At 69.1% G+C, this 21,425-nt stretch carries 22 protein-coding genes; 10 read left to right on the top strand and 12 right to left on the bottom strand.

Going from position 1 to position 21,425, the window contains the following annotated elements:
* Window positions 1–17: 17 nt before the first annotated feature.
* Both RCF34_RS02080 and RCF34_RS02075 read left to right on the top strand, forming a co-directional pair.
* Window positions 18–980, top strand: a complete 963-nt coding sequence (locus tag RCF34_RS02080; RefSeq protein ID WP_308706673.1) for a class I SAM-dependent methyltransferase — start codon at window positions 18–20, stop codon at window positions 978–980.
* A gap of 64 nt (window positions 981–1,044) precedes the next feature.
* Entirely contained in the window at window positions 1,045–1,623 is a 579-nt protein-coding gene (locus tag RCF34_RS02075) for a glutathione S-transferase N-terminal domain-containing protein (RefSeq protein WP_308706672.1), read from the top strand.
* A gap of 43 nt (window positions 1,624–1,666) precedes the next feature.
* On the opposite strand, the gene RCF34_RS02070 is transcribed toward RCF34_RS02075, so the two are convergent.
* The 6 genes from RCF34_RS02070 to RCF34_RS02045 are packed head-to-tail and all read right to left on the bottom strand — an operon-like array spanning window position 1,667 to window position 6,934.
* On the bottom strand, window positions 1,667–1,822 hold the full coding sequence (locus RCF34_RS02070; RefSeq protein ID WP_308706671.1) for a hypothetical protein: 156 nt from the start codon (window positions 1,820–1,822) through the stop codon (window positions 1,667–1,669).
* A gap of 47 nt (window positions 1,823–1,869) precedes the next feature.
* Window positions 1,870–2,730 (bottom strand): alcohol dehydrogenase catalytic domain-containing protein, encoded by an 861-nt coding sequence (locus tag RCF34_RS02065; RefSeq protein ID WP_308706670.1) that lies wholly within the window; start codon window positions 2,728–2,730, stop codon window positions 1,870–1,872.
* Between the two features lie 12 nt (window positions 2,731–2,742).
* The gene (locus tag RCF34_RS02060) at window positions 2,743–3,864 is read right to left on the bottom strand and encodes an acetoin dehydrogenase dihydrolipoyllysine-residue acetyltransferase subunit (protein WP_308706669.1); all 1,122 of its coding nucleotides are present in this window, start codon (window positions 3,862–3,864) and stop codon (window positions 2,743–2,745) included.
* Window positions 3,861–4,880, bottom strand: coding sequence for an alpha-ketoacid dehydrogenase subunit beta (locus RCF34_RS02055; protein ID WP_308706668.1), 1,020 nt, complete (start codon window positions 4,878–4,880; stop codon window positions 3,861–3,863). Before RCF34_RS02055 ends, RCF34_RS02060 begins: the two co-directional genes overlap by 4 nt.
* Window positions 4,881–4,905: 25 nt before the next feature.
* Window positions 4,906–5,883 (bottom strand): thiamine pyrophosphate-dependent dehydrogenase E1 component subunit alpha, encoded by a 978-nt coding sequence (locus tag RCF34_RS02050; RefSeq protein ID WP_308706667.1) that lies wholly within the window; start codon window positions 5,881–5,883, stop codon window positions 4,906–4,908.
* A 1-nt stretch (window position 5,884) separates the two neighbouring features.
* Window positions 5,885–6,934 carry an NAD(+)/NADH kinase gene (locus RCF34_RS02045; protein WP_308706666.1) on the bottom strand — a complete coding sequence of 350 codons (1,050 nt, stop codon included), beginning with the start codon at window positions 6,932–6,934 and terminating at the stop codon, window positions 5,885–5,887.
* 365 nt (window positions 6,935–7,299) lie between these two features.
* Here RCF34_RS02045 and RCF34_RS02040 point away from each other — a divergent pair, with 365 nt between their 5' ends.
* Window positions 7,300–9,180 carry a sigma-54-dependent Fis family transcriptional regulator gene (locus RCF34_RS02040; RefSeq protein WP_308706665.1) on the top strand — a complete coding sequence of 627 codons (1,881 nt, stop codon included), beginning with the start codon at window positions 7,300–7,302 and terminating at the stop codon, window positions 9,178–9,180.
* A 169-nt stretch (window positions 9,181–9,349) separates the two neighbouring features.
* Window positions 9,350–10,321 (top strand): SDR family NAD(P)-dependent oxidoreductase, encoded by a 972-nt coding sequence (locus RCF34_RS02035; RefSeq protein WP_308706664.1) that lies wholly within the window; start codon window positions 9,350–9,352, stop codon window positions 10,319–10,321.
* A 16-nt stretch (window positions 10,322–10,337) separates the two neighbouring features.
* On the opposite strand, the gene RCF34_RS02030 is transcribed toward RCF34_RS02035, so the two are convergent.
* On the bottom strand, window positions 10,338–10,790 hold the full coding sequence (locus RCF34_RS02030) for a hypothetical protein (RefSeq protein WP_308706663.1): 453 nt from the start codon (window positions 10,788–10,790) through the stop codon (window positions 10,338–10,340).
* A 198-nt stretch (window positions 10,791–10,988) separates the two neighbouring features.
* Between RCF34_RS02030 and RCF34_RS02025 the strand changes: the two genes are divergently transcribed.
* Complete coding sequence (locus RCF34_RS02025; RefSeq protein ID WP_308706662.1) at window positions 10,989–11,270, top strand: hypothetical protein; 282 nt, start codon at window positions 10,989–10,991, stop codon at window positions 11,268–11,270.
* A gap of 9 nt (window positions 11,271–11,279) precedes the next feature.
* On the opposite strand, the gene RCF34_RS02020 is transcribed toward RCF34_RS02025, so the two are convergent.
* Genes RCF34_RS02020 through RCF34_RS02010 form a run of 3 tightly spaced genes read right to left on the bottom strand, consistent with a single transcriptional unit; the run spans window position 11,280 to window position 14,254 of the window.
* The gene (locus RCF34_RS02020; RefSeq protein WP_308706661.1) at window positions 11,280–11,594 is read right to left on the bottom strand and encodes a hypothetical protein; all 315 of its coding nucleotides are present in this window, start codon (window positions 11,592–11,594) and stop codon (window positions 11,280–11,282) included.
* Window positions 11,591–12,943 carry an acyclic terpene utilization AtuA family protein gene (locus RCF34_RS02015; RefSeq protein ID WP_308706660.1) on the bottom strand — a complete coding sequence of 451 codons (1,353 nt, stop codon included), beginning with the start codon at window positions 12,941–12,943 and terminating at the stop codon, window positions 11,591–11,593. Before RCF34_RS02015 ends, RCF34_RS02020 begins: the two co-directional genes overlap by 4 nt.
* Window positions 12,944–14,254: a citrate:proton symporter gene (locus RCF34_RS02010; RefSeq protein ID WP_308706659.1), complete on the bottom strand. Its 1,311-nt coding sequence runs from the start codon at window positions 14,252–14,254 to the stop codon at window positions 12,944–12,946.
* 128 nt (window positions 14,255–14,382) lie between these two features.
* Here RCF34_RS02010 and RCF34_RS02005 point away from each other — a divergent pair, with 128 nt between their 5' ends.
* Window positions 14,383–15,264, top strand: a complete 882-nt coding sequence (locus tag RCF34_RS02005) for a LysR family transcriptional regulator (protein ID WP_308706658.1) — start codon at window positions 14,383–14,385, stop codon at window positions 15,262–15,264.
* Here RCF34_RS02005 and RCF34_RS02000 read toward each other — a convergent pair.
* Complete coding sequence (locus RCF34_RS02000; RefSeq protein ID WP_308706657.1) at window positions 15,261–16,172, bottom strand: LysR substrate-binding domain-containing protein; 912 nt, start codon at window positions 16,170–16,172, stop codon at window positions 15,261–15,263. The genes RCF34_RS02005 and RCF34_RS02000 overlap by 4 nt on opposite strands.
* A gap of 194 nt (window positions 16,173–16,366) precedes the next feature.
* On the opposite strand from RCF34_RS02000, the gene RCF34_RS01995 reads away from it, so the two are divergent.
* From RCF34_RS01995 to RCF34_RS01980, 4 genes are all read left to right on the top strand, one after another.
* On the top strand, window positions 16,367–17,116 hold the full coding sequence (locus RCF34_RS01995; protein ID WP_308707509.1) for an SDR family NAD(P)-dependent oxidoreductase: 750 nt from the start codon (window positions 16,367–16,369) through the stop codon (window positions 17,114–17,116).
* A gap of 78 nt (window positions 17,117–17,194) precedes the next feature.
* Window positions 17,195–18,493 (top strand): MFS transporter, encoded by a 1,299-nt coding sequence (locus RCF34_RS01990; protein WP_308706656.1) that lies wholly within the window; start codon window positions 17,195–17,197, stop codon window positions 18,491–18,493.
* A 14-nt stretch (window positions 18,494–18,507) separates the two neighbouring features.
* Window positions 18,508–19,356 carry a transketolase gene (locus RCF34_RS01985; RefSeq protein ID WP_308706655.1) on the top strand — a complete coding sequence of 283 codons (849 nt, stop codon included), beginning with the start codon at window positions 18,508–18,510 and terminating at the stop codon, window positions 19,354–19,356.
* Window positions 19,356–20,357 (top strand): transketolase family protein, encoded by a 1,002-nt coding sequence (locus tag RCF34_RS01980; protein ID WP_308706653.1) that lies wholly within the window; start codon window positions 19,356–19,358, stop codon window positions 20,355–20,357. The genes RCF34_RS01985 and RCF34_RS01980 overlap by 1 nt, the downstream gene beginning before the upstream one ends.
* A gap of 54 nt (window positions 20,358–20,411) precedes the next feature.
* Here the strand turns inward: RCF34_RS01980 and RCF34_RS01975 are convergent, their stop codons facing one another.
* Window positions 20,412–21,410 carry a succinylglutamate desuccinylase/aspartoacylase family protein gene (locus tag RCF34_RS01975; protein WP_308706652.1) on the bottom strand — a complete coding sequence of 333 codons (999 nt, stop codon included), beginning with the start codon at window positions 21,408–21,410 and terminating at the stop codon, window positions 20,412–20,414.
* Between the last annotated feature and the right edge of the window lie 15 nt (window positions 21,411–21,425).

Raw genomic sequence — 21,425 nt, 5'->3', positions numbered from 1 at the left:
ACCCGCCTGTGACGGCCATGGAACATCCCGAACGCACCGCTACCACCCCTGATCCGGCCGCGGCACTCAAGCTGCTGGTCGAGACGCTGCGTGCAGCCGACTATCACTTCATCACCCCGACCCCGGCCTCTCACGCCCGGGTCAATGCCCGACCCGGCAATGCCTGGGCGCGGGATCTGCAAGGCGTCTTCGGCTGGAGCCGGCCGTTTTCCCGCGAGGTGCTGCCGCAAGTCCTGATCGACGCCCTGACCGCGGCCGAGCTGCTGACCCCCGTGCCCGGTGGCTGGCGTAGCCGGGTGCGGGTATCGAGTCTGGGTGATCAGCTGTTCGTGCATTCCGCCTATCCCACCGACGCGGCCGATGCGGTGTTCTTCGGCCCCGACACCTATCGCTATGCCAATGCCCTGGAAGCCCAGCTGCGCCATGACACCGGGGCCATCCGCCGGGCGGTGGACATCGGCAGCGGGGCCGGCCCCGGCGCCATCCTGGTCGCCCTGGCGCGGCCCGATGCCGAGGTGCTGGCGGTGGACATCAACGAGCGCGCCCTGGCGCTGACCCGGGTCAATGCCGACCTGGCCGGGGCCGACAACCTGGAGGCGTGTTACAGCAACCTGCTCAAGGACGTGGACGGTGATTTCGATTTCATCCTGTCCAATCCCCCCTATCTGGTCGATCCGGGCGAACGCGCCTACCGCCATGGCGGCGGTCCCCTGGGCGCCGGCCTGTCGCTGGCCATTCTCGACACGGCCCTGGAGCGCCTGGCCCCGGGCGGCACCCTGCTGCTCTACACCGGCGTCGCCATGGTCGAGGGTCGCGATCCCTTCTTGGAGGAGGTCGGCACCCGCCTGACCGGCCAGGACGTGGTCTGGCGCTATCGCGAACTGGACCCGGATGTCTTCGGTGAAGAGCTGGAGACAGGGGTCTATGCCCATACCGATCGCATCGCCGCCGTGGTCCTTACGGTAACCCGGCCGCACTGAGGGCGTACGCCAGCGGCTACACTGGCGGGCGCCTCTATCGCCCGCCCGTGTCCCGGAGTCCGCCATGCAACTGCTGCTGAACCAGACCTCGCCCTATGCCCGCACCGCGCGCGTCACCGCCCTCGAAGCCGGCTTCGGCGAGCGATTGACCCTGGTGTGGAGCGATCCCTGGAAGGAAGATCCGGCCTTGCTCGCCGCCCATCCCGGCAACAAGGTCCCGGTCCTCATCACCGACGAGGGCATCGCCCTCAGCGAGACCCTGTTGATCTGTATTTATCTGCACCAGCTGGGCGCCGGCAATCCGCTCGCGATCGAGCGCCTGCAGCTGGCCGGCCTGGGCCAGGGGCTGATCGACGCCGCCTTCGGTACGGTGATCGCCCGCAAGCATGGCGGTGCGGCCCAGGACGACTCGGTGCTGGGCGCCCGCCGACTGGCCGCCCTGGACCGGCTGCTGGCGCGGTTGAACGAGACGTCCACGCTGGACGCAGAGGACGTGGATTTCAGCCACTTCCTGGTGGCCGTCGGCCTGGACTACCTGGGCTTTCGCCTGCCGGAAGTCGATTGGTCCGCGCATCCGCGGCTGGTGCGCTTCCACCGGCGGCTCCTGGCCCGTCCCAGCCTCGCCGCGACGAGTTTCCAATAGGGCGGAACAGTCCCGCGCGGCGGCCCCCGCCGGTGGGGACGGGCTAGAGTTCGATCAGGATCTTCAGCTGGGTACCGGCCTTGTCCAGCAAGGCTTCGAAGCCCTGTTCCACCACCTCGTCCAGCGCGATATGGCGGGTCACCACCTTTTCCGCCGGCAACTGGCCGCTGGCGATCAGGGCCGCCACCTGGGGCCACATCAGCGTCGAGTAGCACCAGGAGCCGCGCAGGTCGACGTCCTTGTAGGTCAGGGTGAAGCCATCAGCGCCGGAGGCTTGCCCTGCATCCCCACCTGCACCACCACGCCCTGGCGGCGAACCGCCTCCAGGCACAGCCCTAGCGGTGCCTCGGCGCCCACGCATTCGAAGGCCACATCCACCCCCACACCCCCCGCGGTCCGGGCGCGGATCTCGCGCAACACATCGGTGCTGCCGGGATTCAGGGTGACGAGCCCCTCCACCAGGCGGTGGGCCATTTCCAGGCGGTTGTCGTTGAGGTCCACCAGGAAGATCCGCGTGGCACCCGCCGCCCGAGCGGCCATGACCTGCAGCTGGCCGATGGGCCCGGCGCCGGCCACCAGCACGCTGTCGCCGGGCTTCACGCCACCCCGGCGGGTGGCATAGACGGTCACCGCCGTGGGCTCGATCAGCGCCGCATGCTCGGTGCTGAGGTCGTCCGGCATGGGGACGGCGTTGTAGTCCTCCACCAGGGAGTGCTCGGCCATGCCGCCCCAGGGGTGGGACAGGCCGATGATGGCCAGCTGTTCGCTGAGCTGGTACTGGCCGCGGCGGCCATAGTAGTCGTCGCGTGGCGACACCATGGGCTGGATGGAGACCCGGTCACCGGGTTTCACCGACGTCACCTGGCTGCCCACGGCCTCCACCACGCCGGAATACTCGTGGCCGAGGATCTGCGGCACCTTACCGCCGGTGTAGCTGTGCGGCGCGGTGGGAATGAAGATGGGACCGCCGAGGTACTCGTGCAGGTCGGTACCGCAGATGCCGCAGAACTGGTTTTTCACCAGGACCTGGGTGGGGCCCGGCTCGCCGGGGGCCGGGACGTCTTCCACCCGGATATCGCGGGCGGCGTGGAAACGGGCTGCTTTCATCGTGAGGCTCCTCTAGCGTTCGCAGCGGGGCAGGAAGGCCTGGATCAGGGCATTGACCCGATCCGCGGCCTCCATCTGCACCATATGGCCCTGGCCTTCCAGGATCTCGACCTGAACGGTTTCCGGCAGGCCTTCGGCATGCTGGACCGGAATGATGGCGTCGGCCTCGCCCCAGATCACCAGGGCGGGCAGATCGCCTTCGAGTACCGGGCGCAGCACCTGAGCCTGCTGGCCATTGGGGAAGAGCGTGCCGGCCAGTCGCTTCAGGGCCTGGTCCACCCCTTCCAGCCGCTTGTACTTGAGCAGGTCTTCCAGCAGTGGCCGGGTGACCAGGCCGGGATCGCTGAACAGCAGGCTGACCGGCCCCTTGAGCTGGTTGCGGCTGGTGGCGGCGACGAAGCCTTCCAGGTAGTCGCCGTTGATCTCCTGGCCCAGCCCGGCGCTGCCGATCAGGACCAGGCCGGCGACCCGCTGCGGCGCCGTCTGCGCCAGGTGCAGGGCCACGGCGCCCCCCATGGAGTGGCCGACGAGCACGGCGCGGGGGATGTCCAGATGGTCGAGCAGAGCCAGCACCGCGGTGCTCAGCTCGGCAAGGTCTCCCGTGGCCAGCGTCTTGCCGGACTGGCCATGGCCCGGCAGGTCCAGGGCGATCACCCGGCGCTCGGCCGCCAGCGCCTCGTGGTTGAACAGCCAGTTGTCCAGATCGCCTGAGAAACCGTGGATCAGCACCACTGACAGGCCGCCTTCGCCACGTTCCAGATAGCGCACTGGCCGGCCGTCGAGTTCGATGCGCTGGGCCTGGGGACCGGCCTCGGCGGCGTCTTCGCCACCGGGCACGAAGTCTGCCTGGAAGCGCGCGATCACCGCCTCTATCTCTTCGTTGCTGGCCTCGCCTTCCACCACGATGGCCAGCAGGGCGCCCACCGAAAGGGTCTCGTCCTCGCGGGCCAGGCAGCGGCGCAGGATGCCGGAGAAGGGCGCCTCGACGCTGCTGCTGATCTTGTCGGTCTCGACGTCGAGCACCTCGTCGCCTTTGGCGATGGTGTCGCCCTCGGCCTTGAGCCAGGCGTTGACCCGGCCCTCGCTCATGGACAGGCCCCACTTGGGCATGGTCAGGGTATGGATCTGGCTCATGCGGCCTGCCTCCCTTGGGTGATCTTCAGCACGGCGCGCTTGATCTTGGCCGCGTCGGGGATGTAGAGGTCTTCCAGGGCATCGGAGAAGGGCACTGGGGTGTGCGGCGCGGTCACCAGCTGCACCGGGGCGCGCAGGTCGTCGAAGGCCTGTTCAGCGAGCAGGGCGGCGATGTCGGTGGCCACCGAGCAGCGCGGATTGGCTTCGTCGATGACCACCGCGCGCCCGGTCTTTTCCACGCTTTCCAGGATGCTGTCGCGATCCAGCGGACTGGTGGTGCGCAGGTCCAGCACCTCGCAGGACACGCCCTGGCGCGCCAGGTTGCTGGCGGCCTCCATGGCCAGGTGCACCATGCGGCCGTAGGTGATGAGGCTGACGTCGTCGCCCTCACGCAGGAAGCTGGCCTCGCCGAAGGGGATGGCGTAGGACTCCTCGGGTACCTCGCCCTGCATCCCGTAGAGCAGCTTGTGCTCGCAGAAGATCACCGGGTCGTTGTCGCGGATGGCCTGGATCAGCAGGCCCTTGGCGTCGTAGGGCGTGGCCGGGCAGACCACCTTCAGTCCGGGGATGTGCGTCCACCAGGACGTCAGCATCTGCGAATGCTGGGCGGCGGCCCGAAGGCCCGCGCCGACCATGGTACGCAGGACCAGCGGGGTGACCGCCTTGCCGCCGAACATGTAGCGGAATTTGGCCGCCTGGTTGAGGATCTGGTCCAGGCAGCAGCCGGCGAAGTCGACGAACATCAGTTCGCACACCGGTCGGGTGCCACGGGCGGCGGCGCCTACCGCCGCGCCGACGTAGCCGAGCTCCGACAGCGGGGTGTCCAGCACCCGCCCGGGAAACTTGTGGTAGAGGCCCTTGGTGACCCCGAGCACGCCGCCCCAGGCGTCCTGCTCGCCAGGGGCGCCGGCACCGCCGGCGTTGTCTTCGCCCATGAGGAAGACGGTGGGATCGCGGCGCATCTCCTGCTCCAGGGCTTCGTTGATGGCTTGCTGGTAGCTGATCTTTCTGGCCATGGTGGCGCTCCTTGTTGTTTTCCGATCAGGCGTAGGTGACGTAGACGTCGGTGAGCAGGTCTTCCGGGCCGGGCTTGGGATCGGCCTTGGCCTTGCGCACGGCGTCTTCGATGAGCTGTTCCACCTCCTGGTCGATGCTGTCGAGCAGGGCGGGCTGCAGCTGGCCGGAGCGCGTCACCCGCTCGCGGAACTGCATCAGGCAGTCGCGCTGCTCGCGGGCCTGCTTGACCTCGTTGGGGTCGCGATAGGTCTGGGCGTCGCCCTCGAAGTGGCCGAAGTAGCGGGTGAACTTCACCTCGATCAACGAGGGGCCTTCACCGGCCCGGGCACGGGCCACGGCGGCCGCGGCGGCTTCATGGACGGCGAAGAAGTCGAAGCCGTCCACCGTCACGCCGGGCATGCCGAAGCCGGCGGCGCGATCGGCGATGTGGTCGCAGGCCACCGACCAGTTCGAGGCGGTGGCTTCGGCGTAGCCGTTGTTCTCGGCGACGAAGATGCACGGCAGATTCCACACCGAGGCCAGGTTCATGGCCTCGAACACCGCACCCTCGTTGGAGCCGCCGTCGCCGAAGAAGGCTACGGCGACGGCGTCGCTGCCCTTGAGCTTGGCCGCCAGGGCGGCACCGGCGGCCAGCGGGGCCCCGGCCCCGACGATGCCGTTGGCACCGAGCATGCCCTTTTCCAGGTCGGCGATGTGCATGGAGCCGCCCTTGCCCTGGCAGACCCCGGTCTTCTTGCCGTAGATCTCGGCCATCATGCCGTAGACGTCCACGCCCTTGGCGATGCAGTGGCCGTGGCCGCGGTGGGTGGAGGCGATGCTGTCCTCGTGGCCCAGGTGGGCCATGACACCGGCGGCCGAGGCCTCCTCGCCGGCATAGAGGTGGACGAAGCCGGGAATCTCGCCGGTGGCGAATTCCACGTGCAGCCGCTCCTCGAAGGCGCGGATGGTGCGCATCACCCGGTAGGCATGGCTCAGGTTTTCGGTGCTGGGGGTCTCGCTCATCTTATTGTTCTCCAGGATTGCCGAGGGCCGACGCGGGCAGGCGGCGGACCAGCAGGCGCTGCTGCGCCGCCAGCTCCAGTACCCGCTCCACGTCGATGCTCAGGGGGCCGTCGAGGTCCAGCGTCACCTGCGGACGCGCCTCGGGGCCGAATTCGATTTCCCGCTCGCCATCCAGCGCCAGGGTGCCGGTGGCGAGCGACAGCGCGCGCGGCTCGCCCGGCAGCAGCAGGCCGCTGGCGGCGATGCCGGCCTGCGCCAGCACGCCGGGGGCGAGGGGGACGGTCAGCTGCGCGGGCGCGTGCGGGTCCAGACGGACCCAGCCGCCATGGGGGGCATTGCGCGCGACCGGATGCCAGAGGCCGCAGAGGGCCGACAGACCGATGGCCCAGGGCTCGGCGAAGGTGGTGAAGACCTCGGCCAGATCCTCCACCCGGGTCACCGCCCGGGCGCCGAGATAGGCCTGGCGACAGACCGCCACGTCCACCAGCGCCCAGTCGCGGATGTCGCGCTCCGGCACCTCCACCCGCAGCCGCTTGTTGCGCCGCAGCGCCAGCGCCGGATCGACCCGGCCGCTCGCCACCAGCCCGCCGGCCAGTCCGGCACTGGTGGCCTCGCGCAATTCGGGAAAGGCGTTGTTGGTGCCGGTGGACAGGGTCAGCAGCGGCAGGTCGCCCACCTCGGCGGCCACCGCCTTGTGGGTGCCGTCGCCGCCGAGCACCGCGATCACCGCCGCACCCTGGGCCAGCAACAGCCGCCCGGCGCGCCGGGTGTCGTCCACGGTCTGGGTCAGCGGCAGATCGAGAAACGTAAGCTCCGGCCAGCGCTGCTCGCGGGCCTGGCGACTGCCACTGGCCTTGAGCACCGCGGCGGCGATACCGGTCATGTCCGGCGGCAGGAGCACCCGCTCCACGCCAGTGGCGCCAAAGGCCGCCAGCAGGCGCATCACCACCCCGGCCTTGTCGGTGCTGGAGGTGAGGGCGGCGTTGCCGGTCAGGCGGCGCAGGTCACGCCCCGAGGCGGGGTTGGGCAGGATGCCGACGGTCACCGGCATGGCTGTAGCCACGAGGTGGGGCCACCGGTCGCCGGGAGCGGTTCGATCTGCCAGGTTGCGCTCATGGGGCTGGCCCTCTTGTCGTTGTGATGGGAGCGTCGCAGAGCCCTGAGCAAGGCCGGTGCCAAGCGGCGATGAGTCCGCTGCAGTGCAGGCAGGGCGCGGGTTTGAATGGAGGCGACAGGTCGTGGGAGGGGCGACTCCACGCGCCGGGGCATCTCACGGCTGCGACGGGAAGGCGAGACGCTGAGACGATTCGTCTCACGGCGCGGCGGACTTGAAGGCCGGGGCCAGGGGGCGCTAAATGAAGGGCAGAACAATGACCGGCCTTCCATGCCATGACCGGAATTCAGGGAGAGACGTCCATGTTGTCTACCCAGGCCCGCTATCACGCCCGCGCCATCGACCAGGCCCTGCGCGCGCCCTTGCGCGCGGCCAGTCCGCCCGGGCGCATCCTCGATTCCTGGCGCCGTTCCCTGCAGCATCAGCTCGACCCCGCCTGCCTGCAGGGCCCGCGCATCCTCTCGCGCTACGAACTGCGCCAGCACCAGCAGGCGGCGGAAGACTTCCTGCGCGTCGCCGACGGTGAACTGGGCGCCCTGCACGCACGGGTCGAGGCGGCCGACTACTGCGTGCTGCTGGCCGACGCCCAGGGCCATACCCTGGACTACCGGGTCAGCGATCGACTGGACGACGAATGCCGCCGCGCGGGACTCTACCTGGGGACCTGCTGGTCCGAGCAGGAGGAGGGCACCTGCGGGGTCGCCGCGGTGCTGACCGACCGGGCGCCGGTCACGGTGCACAAGGCCGATCATTTCCGCGTGGCCTTTACCGGCCTGACCTGCACGGCTGCGCCGGTATTCGCTCCGGGTGGCGAGTTGCTCGGGGTGCTGGACGTTTCGGCGCCACGCTCGCCGGACGACCGGCGCAGTCAGTTGCTGATCCAGCAATTCACCCGCGACAGCGCCCAGCGCATCGAGAATGCCTACTTCATGCACAGCGCCCGGGGCGACTGGGTGCTCTGCGGCCACGCCCAGGCCAGCTATCTCGACACCCAGCCGGAATTCCTGTTGGCCTGGGATTCGAATGGGCGCCTGACCGGCCTGAATCGCCCGGCCCGGCAACTCTGCCTCGCTCAACTGGGCTACCTGCCGCAGCGCCTCGACGAGTTGTTCGGTCGCGATGCCCCGGCGCGGTTGCAGGAGGACGATCCTGAACCCCTGCGTCTGGGCGAAACGCAGTTCCACGCCCGGGTGCGGGCGCCGCGGCCGCGCACGGGTGTGGTGATTCCCCTGGTGCGCGAAGCCCTGGAGACCGAAGGCGAACAGGAGCCGCAGGTCAGCCAGGCGCTCGCGACGGCCCTGCGTCTCTATCGCCACGGCCTGCCGATCCTGGTGACCGGGGAGACCGGCACCGGCAAGGAGGTCTTTGCCCGCGGCCTGCACCAGGGCGGCGATCGCAGCGGGCGGCCCTTCATTGCCCTCAATTGCGCGGCGCTGCCGGAAAGCCTGATCGAGAGCGAATTGTTCGGTCATGCCGCGGGGGCCTTCACCGGCGCCCAGCGCCAGGGTCGCGACGGCCTGATCGTGGCGGCCGATGGCGGCACCCTGTTTCTCGACGAGATCGGCGACATGCCCCTGGCCCTCCAGACCCGGCTGCTGCGGGTGCTGGCCGAGGGTGAGGTATTGCCGGTGGGCAGCGCCCAAGCGCGGCGGGTCGATGTCCGGCTGGTCTGCGCCACTCACCGCGACCTCCAGGCGCGGGTCGCCGCCGGGCTGTTTCGCGAAGACCTGCTCTATCGCCTCAATGGCGCCGTCTTCCAGCTGCCACCGCTGCGCGAGCGCGGCGACCGCCTGGGGCTGGCGCGGCGGCTGCTCGGCGAGGAATGCGGCGAGCGTCCGGCACCGGAGTTGGCGCCCCAGGTGCAGGAGGCCATCCTGGCCCATGACTGGCCGGGCAATGTGCGCGAATTGCGCAACGTGCTGCGCTATGCCTGCGCCCTGTGCGACGGCGTCCTGATCTGCCTAGATCACCTACCGGCCAGTCTACGGCCCGCTGGCGCGTCGGCCATCGAACCGCCACCCGAGGTCGACGGCCCCGAGCGGCGGTCGATCCTGGCCGCCCTGGTGCGGCACCGCTGGAAGGCCATTCCGACCGCCCGCGCCCTGGGGATATCCCGGGCCACCCTCTATCGGCGGCTCAAGCTGCACGGCATCGTCATGCCGCATCGCCAGCCCGAAGACTGAGCTCTTCCGCCGAACGGTCGAGGAGCACGGCAGCTGCCCTGGCGCGACGATCTCGGCGATCAAGCGAAGCGGTGGCCGTCGGCGCGCCAGGCCCCGGTCGTCCCAGGCGGGACGTCAGTGCGGTCGGCCACGGGTCACACCTCAGACACAGACCCGAGGAAGACCCCTGATGCGTACCCTGCCACTGCTACTTGCCCTGCCTGCCGCCCTGGCCCTGCTGAATCGCACCTCGTCCCGGCGTTCGCCGCGGATCGATCATCGGCAGTTGCATGGCCGGACCATCGTCGTCACCGGCGCTTCCAGTGGCGTTGGCCGCGGCGTGGCCCTGGCGCTGGCCCGGCACGGTGCCAACCTGGTGCTGGCGGCGCGGCGGACCGAGGCGCTGGAAGCCCTGGCGGTGGAGATTCAAGCCCTGGGCGTGGCCGCGCTGGTGGTGCCCACCGACGTGGCCGATGTGGCGCAGATGACTGCCCTGGCCGAGCGGGCCGAGCAGCGCTTCGGCCGTATCGACGGCTGGATCAACAATGCCGGGGTCGTGGCGGTCGGGCGCTTCGAGGCGGTACCCCTGGAAGACCACCTGCGCCTGCTGGATACCAATGTGAAAGGCGTGGTGATCGGCACCCACCTGGCCCTGCAGCGCTTCCGCCGCCAGGGCTACGGCCGGCTGGTCAACGTGGCCTCGGTGGACGGTGAGATTCCCCACGCCTACCAGGCCTCCTATTCGGCGTCCAAGGCCGCGGTGCTCAGCCTCGGCCGGGTGCTCCAGCAGGAGTTGCGGCGCGGCCGGCAGCCGAACATCCAGCTGTCAACGGTACTGCCCTGGGCGCTGGATACGCCGATCTGGGGCCATGCGGCGACCTATACCGGGCATCGCGCCGACCTGCCCACCAAGGATGCGCCGGACAAGGCGGTGCAGGCCATCGTCGGCGCGCTGTTGCAGCCGCAAAAGGAGATCACCGTGGGCTACAAGGCGAAGCTGGCCTACTGGGGCCATCGCCTGGCGCCGGAGCTCAACGAGCGCTTCACCGCGGCCGCGGTACAGCGCGCCGAGATCGACTGGAACCCGGCCAAGGCCGCCACCTCGGGCAATCTGCAACGGCCTGATCAGGCGGGACGGACGATCCGTGGTTCGAATTTCTAAGGGATGGACGACCGCCCTAGTGCCAGGACGCGCTATCAGCCCCGGTACGCGCTTCGGGACCGGTGACGGTCAGCGAGGGCAACGCGCCATGGTAGAGGGCAGTCTGGAGTGCCCGGACCAGGGTGGGCCGGGTGCAGAGGAGGGCGGTCGGAGCGGCGCGTTGCAGGCGGGCAACAAGCTCCGGCCCGCACAGGATGGCTGCCGGATCGAGCTCCATGCAGGGCAACAGGGGTAACCCCTCCGCCAGCATGACCTGACTGTGAGCCTGCAATTCGGCGATTGGCGGCTCACCGGCGGTGACCAGCAGGATTCGTCGATGCCCGAGCGCGATCAGCCACTGGGTCGCCAGGGCGATGCGCTGGCCGTACGCCGCAGCGCAGCGGCAGTGGCTCGGGGCGGTATCCCGCGCCAGCCGCGGCGATGGCATGGCGAAAGGATCGAGCGGGCGGATAGCGGGACGAGTAGCCATGGGTGGGCCTCTGCCACGGCGTGGCGGTCAAGACGCCCAGCGTGCCGGGAGCTGATGGCAGCTTCGTGACAGACCTCAGCCGCTTTTCTGACCCGGTACCCTCCCGTGACCCTGGCATCACACGGCGACACAGACGCCTTGCATTCTCCACCGAGGCGGCTAGCCTGAAGTGGGTGACGTTCCTTCGGGAGCCTGCAGATGAACAGGTTGCATGAACGCTTGGCCCAACTCGATCCACCCGTGCGCCATGAGCTGGAGCGGCGCAGTGACGGCCTGCTGATCACGCTCATCGAGCCCGATCACAATGTGCGGGTGTCGCGGCTGCTCAAGGCGGATGACATGCGCGAGGTCGAACAGGTCAATCTGATCCTGCTGCATGCCATCAACGAGCTCAGACGCAAGGGCGCCCAGGTCCCGCTCGACAAGGACACCATCCTGCTGACGCGCTTGCCTGGCGCGGGTGTCGGCACCCCAGGTTGAGCCGTGCGGCTAGTCCTCCAGCTCCAGATCCAGCAACGCCGCGCCCAGGCCCTTGCCATGGGCATCCAGCGCCAGGGAGCGGGTGACGCCACCGCGCAGGGCGCCGGGCAGCACGAAATTCAGCGCGCCCAGGGCGGGCAGTTCGTAGCGGCGCACGGGCGCGGCGTCGGCGGGTCGGCTGTCGGCGAACCAGGCGGCGACCCGTTCCGCGGTGAGCGTCCGGCGCAGGCGCTCGAAATCTTCACGGCGATAGGCGATCACCGCCATGTTCGAAATGTCCCCCTTGTCGCCGGTACGGACGTGGGCGATCTCGCGCAGTTTCATGGCAGCGTCTCCAGCTCCAGGGTAGGGGTGACGGCCGCACGCGGCCACAGCAGCGACGCCACGGCGATCACCTCGCGGACCGCCTTGGTGGCGCCACCACCGCCGGCCGGGCCATTGGTGTAGAGGGTTTCCACCTCGTTGCCGATCTGCACCGCCGCAGCCCGGCTGGCGCAGCGCCCGACCACCCGCAAGCGGACCTCCCAGGGTTCGCCGCTGGCGCGCGCGGCCAGCGTCGCGCCGTGGAGGGCGTCGCAGCCGATCAGTTCGCAGCGCAGCTCCTGGACCGGTACGCCGCAGAGTCGCAGACGTTCGCGCACCACTTCCGCCGCCAGGCGGGCGCGGGCCAGGGCACCCGGCCCGGCATAGGAAAGCTGGCCTTCGCCATGCCAGCCGTCGCGATAACCCACCGAGACCTTGAGCTGCGCGGGGCGCGCCTTGCCTCGCGCACCGCTGACCGTGACCCGGTCGGGCGCCGACTGCTGCAGAGCGACGCCGGAAAAGTCCGCGGTTACATCCGGAGTCAGATAGGCCGCCGGGTCGTGTACTTCATAGAGCAGTTGTTCGGTGCAGGTCGCGGGGGTCACGCAGCCGCCGGAGCCCGCGACCTTGGTGAGGGTCGCCTGGCCCTCGGCGTCCACCTCGGCCAGGGGAAAGCCCAGGCGAGCGAGGTCGGGGACATCCTTGTAGCCGGGGTCGGCGAAGTAGCCGCCGGTGACCTGACCGGCGCATTCCAGCAGATGGCCGACCAGGGTGCCGCGTCCGCGCCGCTCCCAGTCGTCCGCCGCCCAGCCGAATTCATGCACCAGCGGCGCGAGGAACAGCGAAGGATCGGCCACCCGGCCGGTGACGATGACGTCGGCGTCCGCCGCCAGGGCCTGGACGATGCCTTCCACGCCCAGGTAGGCGTTGGCCGAGATCACCCGGTCACCCAGCTCGGCCAGGGTCTGGCCGCTGTCCAGCAGGGCGTCGGCGGGCAACTGGGCCAGCACGTCGTCGCCGGCCACCGCAGCGATCTTCAGCCCGGTGACACCCAGCTCCCGCGCCAGGGCCGCGACCTTGCGCGCCGCGGCGGAGGGATGGGCGGCGCCCATGTTGGTGATCACCCGCAGGCGCGCTCGCCCGGCCTGGCGCAGCAGCGGCAGGATGCGACGCATCCGTGCCTCCAGCAGCGGATCGAAACCGGCCTCGGGGTCGGCCAGTCGCGCCTGTTGCGCCAGGGCGATGGTGCGTTCGGCCAGGCATTCGAACACCAGGTAGTCGAGGCGGCCATGCTCGGCCAGCTCCACGGCGGGTTCGATGCGATCACCGGAATAGCCGGCGCCGCAGCCGATGCGAAGAAGACGGCTCATCTAGAAGACTCCCAGGAGCAGGGCGGTCAGGGTCATCAGTACCGAGGCCGCGAACAGGAAGGGGATGGTGAAGCGCTGGTGATCGGCCAGGTCCAGCTTGCACAGGCCCACCAGCAGGAAGGTCGCCGGGGTCAGGGGGCTGACCGGGAAGCCGGTGGTGTGCACCCCGAGCAGCGAGGCCTGGGCCACCTGCACCGGGTCGACCCCCAGGTTGCGGCCGACCTCGGCGATCACCGGCATCACGCCGAAGTAGAAGGAATCCGGGTCGAACAGCAGGCTCAGCGGCATGGACAGGAAGCCCACCACTGCCGGGATCAATTGCCCGTGGCCAGCCGGGATGCCCGCCACCGCCACCTGGGCCATGGCCTTGAGCATGCCGCTGCCCTGCATGATGCCGGTGAAGACCCCGGCGGCGAAGAGGATGCTGGCCATGGTCAGGGCGGTCTTGGCGTGGGCGTCGATGCGTGCCTTCTGGGCGTCCACCGAGGGGTAGTTCAGGCACAGCGCGGCCACGGTGCCGAGCATGAACATCACCACCGGATCGACCCAGCCGGCAATCATCACCCCCATCACCACCAGGGTCAGCAGCAGGTTGATCCAGAAGCGCCCAGGGCGACGCAGGGCACGCTCGGCCTCGCTGAGCACCCGCTCCGGCGCGGCACCAGCCCCACCGTCGGCCAGCCAGGGCGCCTGGCCGGCCAGGGTCAGGCGCTTCTCCTCGCGCCGACCGAGCCACCAGGCGCTGGCGAAGACGAAGGCCAGGCCCACCAGCTGCACCGGGATCAGCGGCTGGAAGAGCTCGGCCACCGGCACGTGCAGGGCGGCGGAGGAGCGCAGCACCGGCCCGGTCCAGGGCAGGAAATTGACCCCGGCGGCCATGGCGGCCACACAGGCGAGAATGCGCCGATCCAGCCCCAGGCGGGTATAGAGCGGCAGCATGGCGGGGATGGTCACCAGGAAGGTCACCGCGCCGGAGCCGTCCAGGTGCACCAGCAGGGCGAGCAGGGCGCTGCCGCAGACGATGCGCGTCGGCCGGGTGCCGACGGTGCGCAGGATGCGGTCGATGATGGGATCGAGCATCCCGGCGTCGGTCATGATGCCGAAGAACAGGATGGCGAAGACGAACATGCCGATCACCGGGGCGACACCCTTGATGCCGGCGATGATGAAGGCGCTGGTGCCCAGGCCGAAGCCACCGATCAGGGCGGCGGCGATGGGGATGACGATCAGGGCGACCAGGGGCGAGACGCGTTTGCTCATGACCGCGACGAGCAACGCGAGAATGGTGACGACACCGAGCAGGGCGAGCATGGCGGACTCCTTGGACCGTGGCGCGGCAGGCGGGCGCACGGGAGGTTTTGTTGTTGTAGGTCCAGTATTCGAAGACGCCCGACGTCCTGTAAATTGGAATCTTCCGAAGCAGCGTTCAGAAAAACAAAATGAAGAATCTGCTCCAGCACGTGCAGGCCTTTCTCGCCGTGGCCCGCCAGGGCTCCTTCGCCCGCGCGGCCGAGGAGTTGCACCTGTCCCCTCCGGCGCTCACCGTGCAGATCCAGCAACTCGAAGCCTGGCTGGAGGTGCAGCTGCTGGAGCGCACCCCGCGGCGGGTCCAGCTGACCACCGCCGGGGAAGAACTGCGCGGACCCCTGGAGCGCATCCTGGTGGACCTGGGCGATGTCCAGACCCACGCGAGGGACCTGGCCGGCCTGCGCCGGGGACGCATCACCCTGGCGGCCTTGCCGTCGTTCTTCATGGGGCCCTTTCCCGAGTTGCTGAAGACCTTCCAGGCCCGCCATCCGGCCATCGAGATCCGCCTGCAGGATGGGGTGGCCGGTAGGGTCGAGGCGCTGGTCAGGGAAGGGCAGGTGGATCTGGGCGTCGGCGTCCGGCCACGGGCCGTGGGCCTGGCCTTCCAGCCGCTGTACGTCGATCACCTGCAGCTGTTCGTCCCCCGCGACCATCCCTGGGCCGGCCGCGCCGAAATCGCCCTGGCCGAACTCGACGCCGTGCCCCTGCTGCTCACCGGCCGCGACAGCAGCGTCCGCGAATGCCTGGATTTCGCCTTCGCCGCCGCCGGCCTGCGCCTGGTGGCGGCACTGGAGGCCAACTACATGAGCACCCTGCTGGCCCTGGTGGCAGCCGGGCAGGGCCTGGCCCTGCTGCCGGAATCGGCGGGTGGAGAGGCCGCGGTGGTGGCCCTGCCGGTGCGCGGCGAGAGCCTGGCCCGCCCGCTCGGCATCCTCACTCCCGCCGGCCGCAGTCTCACCCCGGCGGCTCAGGCCTTCGTCGCCTTGCTCCGGGAGCGGCTGCAGGCAGGCTAATACTCGAAGGGCTGCCCCAGCTCCTGTTGCAGCCAGTCGAGAAAGCGGCGCACCCGGCCGTAGCGCGAGTGCGCCCGGGGAAACACCAGGTGGTGCGCGGCCACCGGCAGGTCGTCGTCCTGTGGCAGTACCCGCACCAGATCGCCCCGGGCCAGATAGTCCGCCGCCAGCACCGTGCTCTCCAGGGCGAAGCCCAGGCCATGGCGGGCGGCTTCCAAGGTCATGTAGGAGCGATCGAAGCTCAGGGTGTAGGGTCGTTCCGGCAGCGCCAGGCCCTGCTGGGCGAACCAGTTGGGCCACTTCATCAGGGTGGCCTCGGACAGGATCAGCTCACTGTGCAGCAGATCCGCCGGCGAGTGGACCGGGCGTTTTTCCAGCAAGTGCGGTGCGGCCAGGACCGCCAGGCGTTCGCGCTGCAGGGTGCGGATCTCCAGGTTCGGCCAGCTGGGCAGGCCGTGGCGGATGTCGAGGTCGACCTTGTCGCGGCTGAAGTGCAGGGATTCGTAGGAGCAGGAGAGATTGATCTGCAGGTCGGGATGACTCTGGCGGAACAGCTCCAGCCGTGGCATCAACCAGAGCAGGCCGAAGCTCGGCGCCGAGTGCAGGCGCAGGCATTCCAGGCCGGCATCGCTGGCCGCGCGATCCGTGGCCATGGCCAGCCGGTGCAGCACCTCGCTGACCTCTTCGAGGTATTGCTCCCCGGCCGGGGTCAGGGTCATGCCGCGCGCACCGCGGACGAAGAGGGCGCGCCCCACCAGGGCTTCCAGCTTGGCCAGCTGATGGCTGACCGCCGAGGGCGTCAGCGCCAGCTGCTCGGCGGCGCGGGCGACGTTGGCGAAGCGGGCGGTCTGCTCGAAGGCTTGAAGGGCTTTCAGCGGTGGCAGGGAAAGCGTCTTGCCGGAATCCATGGGGCGCGGCTCCTGTGGCGAGTTTGAGGCTGATTGTCGAGAGACCTGGCCCGGCTGCCAAGCCGCAGGCATGAATTTTATTCAGCACGGTCTGACGCAGGCTGCGTTGCTGGGGGCCTGGGGCAGGGGCACTCTGGGCCTCAGCGACAGCCCTCCACAACAACAAGAAGGATAGCGTCATGCCCCTGCACTCCTTGCTGCTGCAAGACAAGATCACCCTCGTCACCGGCGCCGCCTCCGCGCGTGGCATCGGTCGGGCTACGGCCCAGGCCTTCGCCGCCCAGGGCGCGCGGGTCATCATCCTCGACCTCGATGCCAGTGCCGCCCGCGATGCCGCGGCCAGTCTCGGCGAAGGTCACCTGGGCCTGGCGGCCAACGTGGCCGACGAGGCCCAGGTCAGGGCCGCGGTCGACCAGGCGCTCGCCCAGTACGGTCGTCTCGATGTGCTGGTCAACAATGCCGGCATCACCCAGCCGGTGAAGACCCTGGACATCGGCCGCGCCGACTACGACCGCATCCTCGACGTCAATCTGCGCGGCACCCTGCTGATGTCCCAGGCGGTGATCCCGGCCATGCGCGCGCAGGGTGGCGGCAGCATCGTCTGCCTATCCTCGGTCTCCGCCCAGCGTGGCGGTGGCATCTTCGGCGGTCCGCACTACAGCGCCGCCAAGGCCGGGGTGCTGGGCCTGACCAGGGCCATGGCGAGGGAATTCGGGCCGGACGGCATCCGCGTGAATGCCCTGACGCCCGGCCTGATCCAGACCGATATCACCGGCGGGCTGATGCACGACGAGCGCCGCCAGTCGATCATCGACGGCATCCCGCTGGGCCGCCTGGGCGAGCCCAAGGACGTCGCCAACGCCGCGCTGTTCCTGGCCAGCGATCTCTCCAGCTACCTGACCGGCGTCACCCTGGACGTCAATGGCGGCATGCTGATCCACTGATCGCTCCCTCGTTCTCAGCGCTCTGCATCGAAGAGGGCGCCCGCGGCTGCGGCGCCCATAACAACAAGAGATCAGACCATGACTACGCTCACCCTGGCAGCGGCCACCTCGGCGCGCGCCACTGCCTATCGCAAGACCGCCTGGCGGCTGATGCCCTTCCTGATGCTGTGCTACTTCTGCGCCTATCTGGACCGGGTCAACGTCGGCTTCGCCAAGCTGCAGATGATGAACGACCTGGCCCTGAGCGAAGCCGTCTACGGCCTCGGCGCCGGCATGTTCTTCCTCGGCTATTTTCTCTGCGAGGTACCCAGCAACATCATCCTGCACAAGGTTGGCGCCCGGCGCTGGATCGCCCGCATCATGATCACCTGGGGCATCCTTTCGGGGCTGTTCGCCTTCGTCGAGACGGCCTGGCAGTTCTATCTGCTGCGCTTCCTGCTCGGCGTGGCCGAGGCGGGCCTGGCGCCGGGGTTGCTGCTGTATCTCACCTACTGGTTTCCCACCTACCGCCGCGCCCGCATGACGGTGCTCTGGTTCGTCGCCATTCCCCTGTCGGGCATGATCGGCGGGCCGCTGTCGGGCTGGATCATGAATCAGTTCGCCGGCGTCCACGGCTGGGCCGGCTGGCAGTGGATGTTCGTCATCGAAGCCATACCCACGGTGCTGGTGGGGCTGATGGTGCTGGGCTACCTCAAGGACGGCGTGCACCAGGCGACCTGGCTGGACGACGAGGAAAAGGCGCTGATCCAGAAGGAACTGGCCGAGGACAACCAGCACAAGACCGAGCACGCCAGCGTGCGCGACTTCATCGGTGATCGCCGGCTGTGGCTGCTGGCCGCCATCTACTTCTGCGTGGTCATGGGCCAGTACGCCATCACCTTCTGGCTGCCGACCCTGGTGCGCAATTCGGGGGTCGCCGACCCGCTGCACATCGGCCTGCTCACCAGCCTGCCCTATATGTGCGCCATCGTCGCCATGCTGCTGGCCGGGCGCAGCGGGGACAAGCACCGCGAGCGCCGCTGGCACTTGGTGGTTCCCATGCTGCTGGGCGCCTGCGGCCTCAGTCTCGCCGCGGTCTTCGGCCACAACGTCACCCTGTCGATCCTCAGCCTGTGCCTGGCGGCGGCCGGCATCCTCTCCGCGTCCTCGCTGTTCTGGATGCTGCCCACCACGCTGCTGGGCGGGGTCACCGCCGCGGCCGGCATCGCCGCGGTGAACAGCTTCGCCAACCTGGCCGGCTTCTGCTCGCCCTACCTGATCGGCTGGATCACCACCAGCACCGGCTCCAGCGCCATCGGCATGTTCCTCATCACCGGGGTGCTGGTGATCGGCGCCACGCTGGTCCTGCGCATTCCCGCCGCCCTGGTCAATCGCTAATCGAGGTACAGATCATGACCGCTCCTACGCCACAACTCGCACCGCGCTCGCTGGCCGAGCGCGCCCACAACATCCGCCGCCATGCCCTGCGCATGGGCCAGATCCAGGGCCAGGGTTATGTCGGCCAGGCCCTGGGCGTCGCCGACGTCCTGGCCGTCGCCTACTTCCATGCCCTGAGCTACCAGCCCCAGGACCCCGAGTGGGAAGGGCGCGACCGCTTCTACCTGTCCATCGGCCACTACGCCATCGCCCTCTACGCCGCGCTGATCGAGGCCGGGATCGTGCCGCTAGACGAGCTGGAGAGCTATGGCTGCGACGACAGCCGCCTGCCCATGTCGGGCATGGCCGCCTACACCCCCGGCATGGAGATCACCGGTGGTTCCCTCGGCCAGGGCCTGGGCATCGCCGTGGGTGCCTGTCTCGGCCTCAAGCGCAAGCAGTCCAGCGCCTTCGTCTACAACCTGTTGTCCGATGGGGAACTCAACGAAGGCGCCACCTGGGAAGCGGCCATGTCGGCTTCCCACTGGCAGCTGGACAATCTCATCGCCCTGGTGGACGTGAACAACCAGCAGGCCGACGGCCACTGCCGCGAGATCCTGGCCTTCGAACCCCTGGCCGAGCGTTGGCAGGCCTTCGGCTGGTTCGTCCAGCGCGTCGACGGCAACGACCGGGAGGCGTTGGTCGCCGCCTTCGACCGCGCCCGCCAGCACCCGGGCCGGCAGCCCCGGATCATTCTCTGCGATACCCGCATGGGCAAGGGCGTGCCCTTCCTAGAAACCCGCGACAAGACTCACTTCATCCGCGTCGAGGCGCACGAATGGGCCCTGGCCCTCGACGCCCTGGATGCCGGGAGGGACTTCTGATGACTATCAGCACCGCTACCACCAAGCCACGCCTGACCACCTCGGCGATGATCGCCAGCATCGCCGCCGAGGGCCAGCCGACGCGGCCGGCCCCTTTCGGTCATGCCCTGGCGGCCCTGGCCGAACGGCGCCAGGACATCGTCGGCCTCACCGCCGACCTCGCCAAGTACACCGACCTGCACGTCTTCGCCAAGGCGCATCCCGAGCGCTTCTACCAGATGGGCATGGCCGAGCAGCTGCTGATGAGCGCCGCCGCCGGCATGGCGCGCGAGGGCTGTGTGCCTTTCGCCACCACCTATGCAGTGTTCGCCTCGCGGCGTGCCTACGACTTCATCTGCATGGCCATCGCCGAAGAGAACCTCAACGTCAAGATCGTCTGCGGCCTGCCCGGGCTGACCACCGGCTACGGCCCCAGCCACCAGGCCACCGACGACCTGGCGATCTTTCGCGCCATGCCCAACCTCATGGTGATCGACCCCTGTGACGCCCTGGAGATCGAGCAGGCGGTGCCGGCCATCGCCGCTCACCAGGGGCCGGTCTACATGCGCCTCTTGCGTGGCAACGTACCCCTGGTGCTGGATCGCTACGACTACCGGTTCCAGCTCGGCAAGGCCCAGGTGGTGCGCCCCGGTCGCGACGTGCTGGTGGTGTCCACCGGCCTGATGACCATGCGCGCCCTGGAGGCGGCCGAGGCCCTGGCCGCGGATGGCGTGGACGTCGCGGTGCTGCATGTGCCGACCGTCAAGCCGCTGGACGAAGAGACCCTCCTGGCGGAGGCGCGCAAGCCGGGACGGCTGGTGGTGGCGGCGGAGAACCACTCGGTGATCGGCGGCCTGGGGGAGGCGGTGGCGACCACCCTGCTGCGCAACGGCGTGACGCCCACCTTCCGCCAGATCGCGCTGCCCGACGCCTTCCTCGATGCCGGGGCGCTACCGACCCTGCATGATCGCTACGGCATCTCCACCACGGCGGTCTGCCAGCAGATCAAGGGTTGGTTGTAGCGAGGCGGGCTGCGGAGCGCGCTCGGCGGCACCGCAGCCCAGCGTCCCACTACCTCAACAGGGCGCTTCGTCTTCACCCAGTTCCCGCGCCAGGCGCACGACGGTGACACCGCTACCCAGGTGGCGGATCGAGGGCTGGATCAGCACGCAATTGGCGTAGGGGGTGCGGATCTCGCGCTCGCCGTCGGTGGCGATCAGGGTGCCTGCCTCGGGGATGGTTTCCAGGCCCTTGAAGTCCTGGGTGAAGCGAAAGTCCAGGGTGTCGGCGACGATGGCATCGGTCACCCGCAGGAAGCGCTGGCGCATTGGCTTGGCTACCCGCAGCAGGTCAGCCACCGCGGCCTCGTCCACCACCTCGGCCAGTAGCAGGAAGCGGGCGACGCAGTCGAGCGCGATCTGCCGGCTCACGGCCAGCACGTGTTGGCCAGTCTCAATCAGCAGGGCGTTCTTCGGGCTATCCGGCTGACCGAAGCCGCCGAAATCACGTAGGCGTCGGCCGTTCTGGTGGCCCTCGTCGGCGATGACGAATTCCGGGGTGCCCAACTGGGCAGCCAGGCGCAGGCTCTTTTCCAGGGGGCCGGTCATCATCAGCGGTGCGGAGTGCTCGTGCATGGAGTGGATGTCCAGCAGCCAGTCCACTCCGTCGATCAACGGACGCAGCTGTTGGGCACGGGCCAGATCGGCCGTCGTTGCCGGCCCCTGCAGCCGCTGAGGCAGCCAGACGCGATTCATGTCCTCCTCCAGGTAGCGGGTGGCGTCGATGTCTTCAGGATCGAAGGCGTGGTAGGCGGCCACGTTACCAAAGGCCAGAGTCAGCTTGCCCCGGCTCGGGCGGATGCCACGGTGCAGCAATTCATTCGCGGCGATGGCGCCGCTGACCTCGTTGCCATGGGTCAGGGCCATGATGGCGACATGGGGGCCTGCGACGCCGCTGTCGAAACTGTGCACATAGTCGATGCCGGTGTTGCCGGTCTTCCAACGCTCGATGTCGGGAAATTCGACCTCGATGGAATAGCGGGGCAGACCAGCGCGGATCTGGGCGAGGGTGGTCATGGCAGGCTCCTGAGG

The sequence above is a fragment of the Pseudomonas sp. 102515 genome, from assembly GCF_031085165.1.
In the GTDB taxonomy this organism is placed as follows: domain Bacteria; phylum Pseudomonadota; class Gammaproteobacteria; order Pseudomonadales; family Pseudomonadaceae; genus Chryseomonas.
The sequence above is the reverse complement of the archived record's forward strand: the minus strand, read 5'-3'. Positions and strand labels throughout refer to the sequence as shown.

Bases quoted from the DNA above. Each gene is read 5' to 3' on its own strand.
- RCF34_RS02010 (WP_308706659.1), bottom strand. From the start codon at position 14,254: ATGCTCGCCCTGCTCGGTGTCGTCACCATTCTCGCGTTGCTCGTCGCG.
- RCF34_RS02035 (WP_308706664.1), top strand. From the start codon at position 9,350: ATGCGTACCCTGCCACTGCTACTTGCCCTGCCTGCCGCCCTGGCCCTG.
- RCF34_RS02005 (WP_308706658.1), top strand. From the start codon at position 14,383: ATGAAGAATCTGCTCCAGCACGTGCAGGCCTTTCTCGCCGTGGCCCGC.
- RCF34_RS02030 (WP_308706663.1), bottom strand. From the start codon at position 10,790: ATGGCTACTCGTCCCGCTATCCGCCCGCTCGATCCTTTCGCCATGCCA.
- RCF34_RS02075 (WP_308706672.1), top strand. From the start codon at position 1,045: ATGCAACTGCTGCTGAACCAGACCTCGCCCTATGCCCGCACCGCGCGC.
- RCF34_RS02000 (WP_308706657.1), bottom strand. From the start codon at position 16,172: ATGGATTCCGGCAAGACGCTTTCCCTGCCACCGCTGAAAGCCCTTCAA.
- RCF34_RS02080 (WP_308706673.1), top strand. From the start codon at position 18: ATGGAACATCCCGAACGCACCGCTACCACCCCTGATCCGGCCGCGGCA.
- RCF34_RS02040 (WP_308706665.1), top strand. From the start codon at position 7,300: ATGTTGTCTACCCAGGCCCGCTATCACGCCCGCGCCATCGACCAGGCC.
- RCF34_RS02065 (WP_308706670.1), bottom strand. From the start codon at position 2,730: ATGAAAGCAGCCCGTTTCCACGCCGCCCGCGATATCCGGGTGGAAGAC.
- RCF34_RS01975 (WP_308706652.1), bottom strand. From the start codon at position 21,410: ATGACCACCCTCGCCCAGATCCGCGCTGGTCTGCCCCGCTATTCCATC.
- RCF34_RS02060 (WP_308706669.1), bottom strand. From the start codon at position 3,864: ATGAGCCAGATCCATACCCTGACCATGCCCAAGTGGGGCCTGTCCATG.
- RCF34_RS02020 (WP_308706661.1), bottom strand. From the start codon at position 11,594: ATGAAACTGCGCGAGATCGCCCACGTCCGTACCGGCGACAAGGGGGAC.
- RCF34_RS02025 (WP_308706662.1), top strand. From the start codon at position 10,989: ATGAACAGGTTGCATGAACGCTTGGCCCAACTCGATCCACCCGTGCGC.
- RCF34_RS01985 (WP_308706655.1), top strand. From the start codon at position 18,508: ATGACCGCTCCTACGCCACAACTCGCACCGCGCTCGCTGGCCGAGCGC.
- RCF34_RS02055 (WP_308706668.1), bottom strand. From the start codon at position 4,880: ATGGCCAGAAAGATCAGCTACCAGCAAGCCATCAACGAAGCCCTGGAG.
- RCF34_RS01980 (WP_308706653.1), top strand. From the start codon at position 19,356: ATGACTATCAGCACCGCTACCACCAAGCCACGCCTGACCACCTCGGCG.
- RCF34_RS02045 (WP_308706666.1), bottom strand. From the start codon at position 6,934: ATGCCGGTGACCGTCGGCATCCTGCCCAACCCCGCCTCGGGGCGTGAC.
- RCF34_RS02070 (WP_308706671.1), bottom strand. From the start codon at position 1,822: ATGTGGCCCCAGGTGGCGGCCCTGATCGCCAGCGGCCAGTTGCCGGCG.
- RCF34_RS01990 (WP_308706656.1), top strand. From the start codon at position 17,195: ATGACTACGCTCACCCTGGCAGCGGCCACCTCGGCGCGCGCCACTGCC.
- RCF34_RS02015 (WP_308706660.1), bottom strand. From the start codon at position 12,943: ATGAGCCGTCTTCTTCGCATCGGCTGCGGCGCCGGCTATTCCGGTGAT.
- RCF34_RS02050 (WP_308706667.1), bottom strand. From the start codon at position 5,883: ATGAGCGAGACCCCCAGCACCGAAAACCTGAGCCATGCCTACCGGGTG.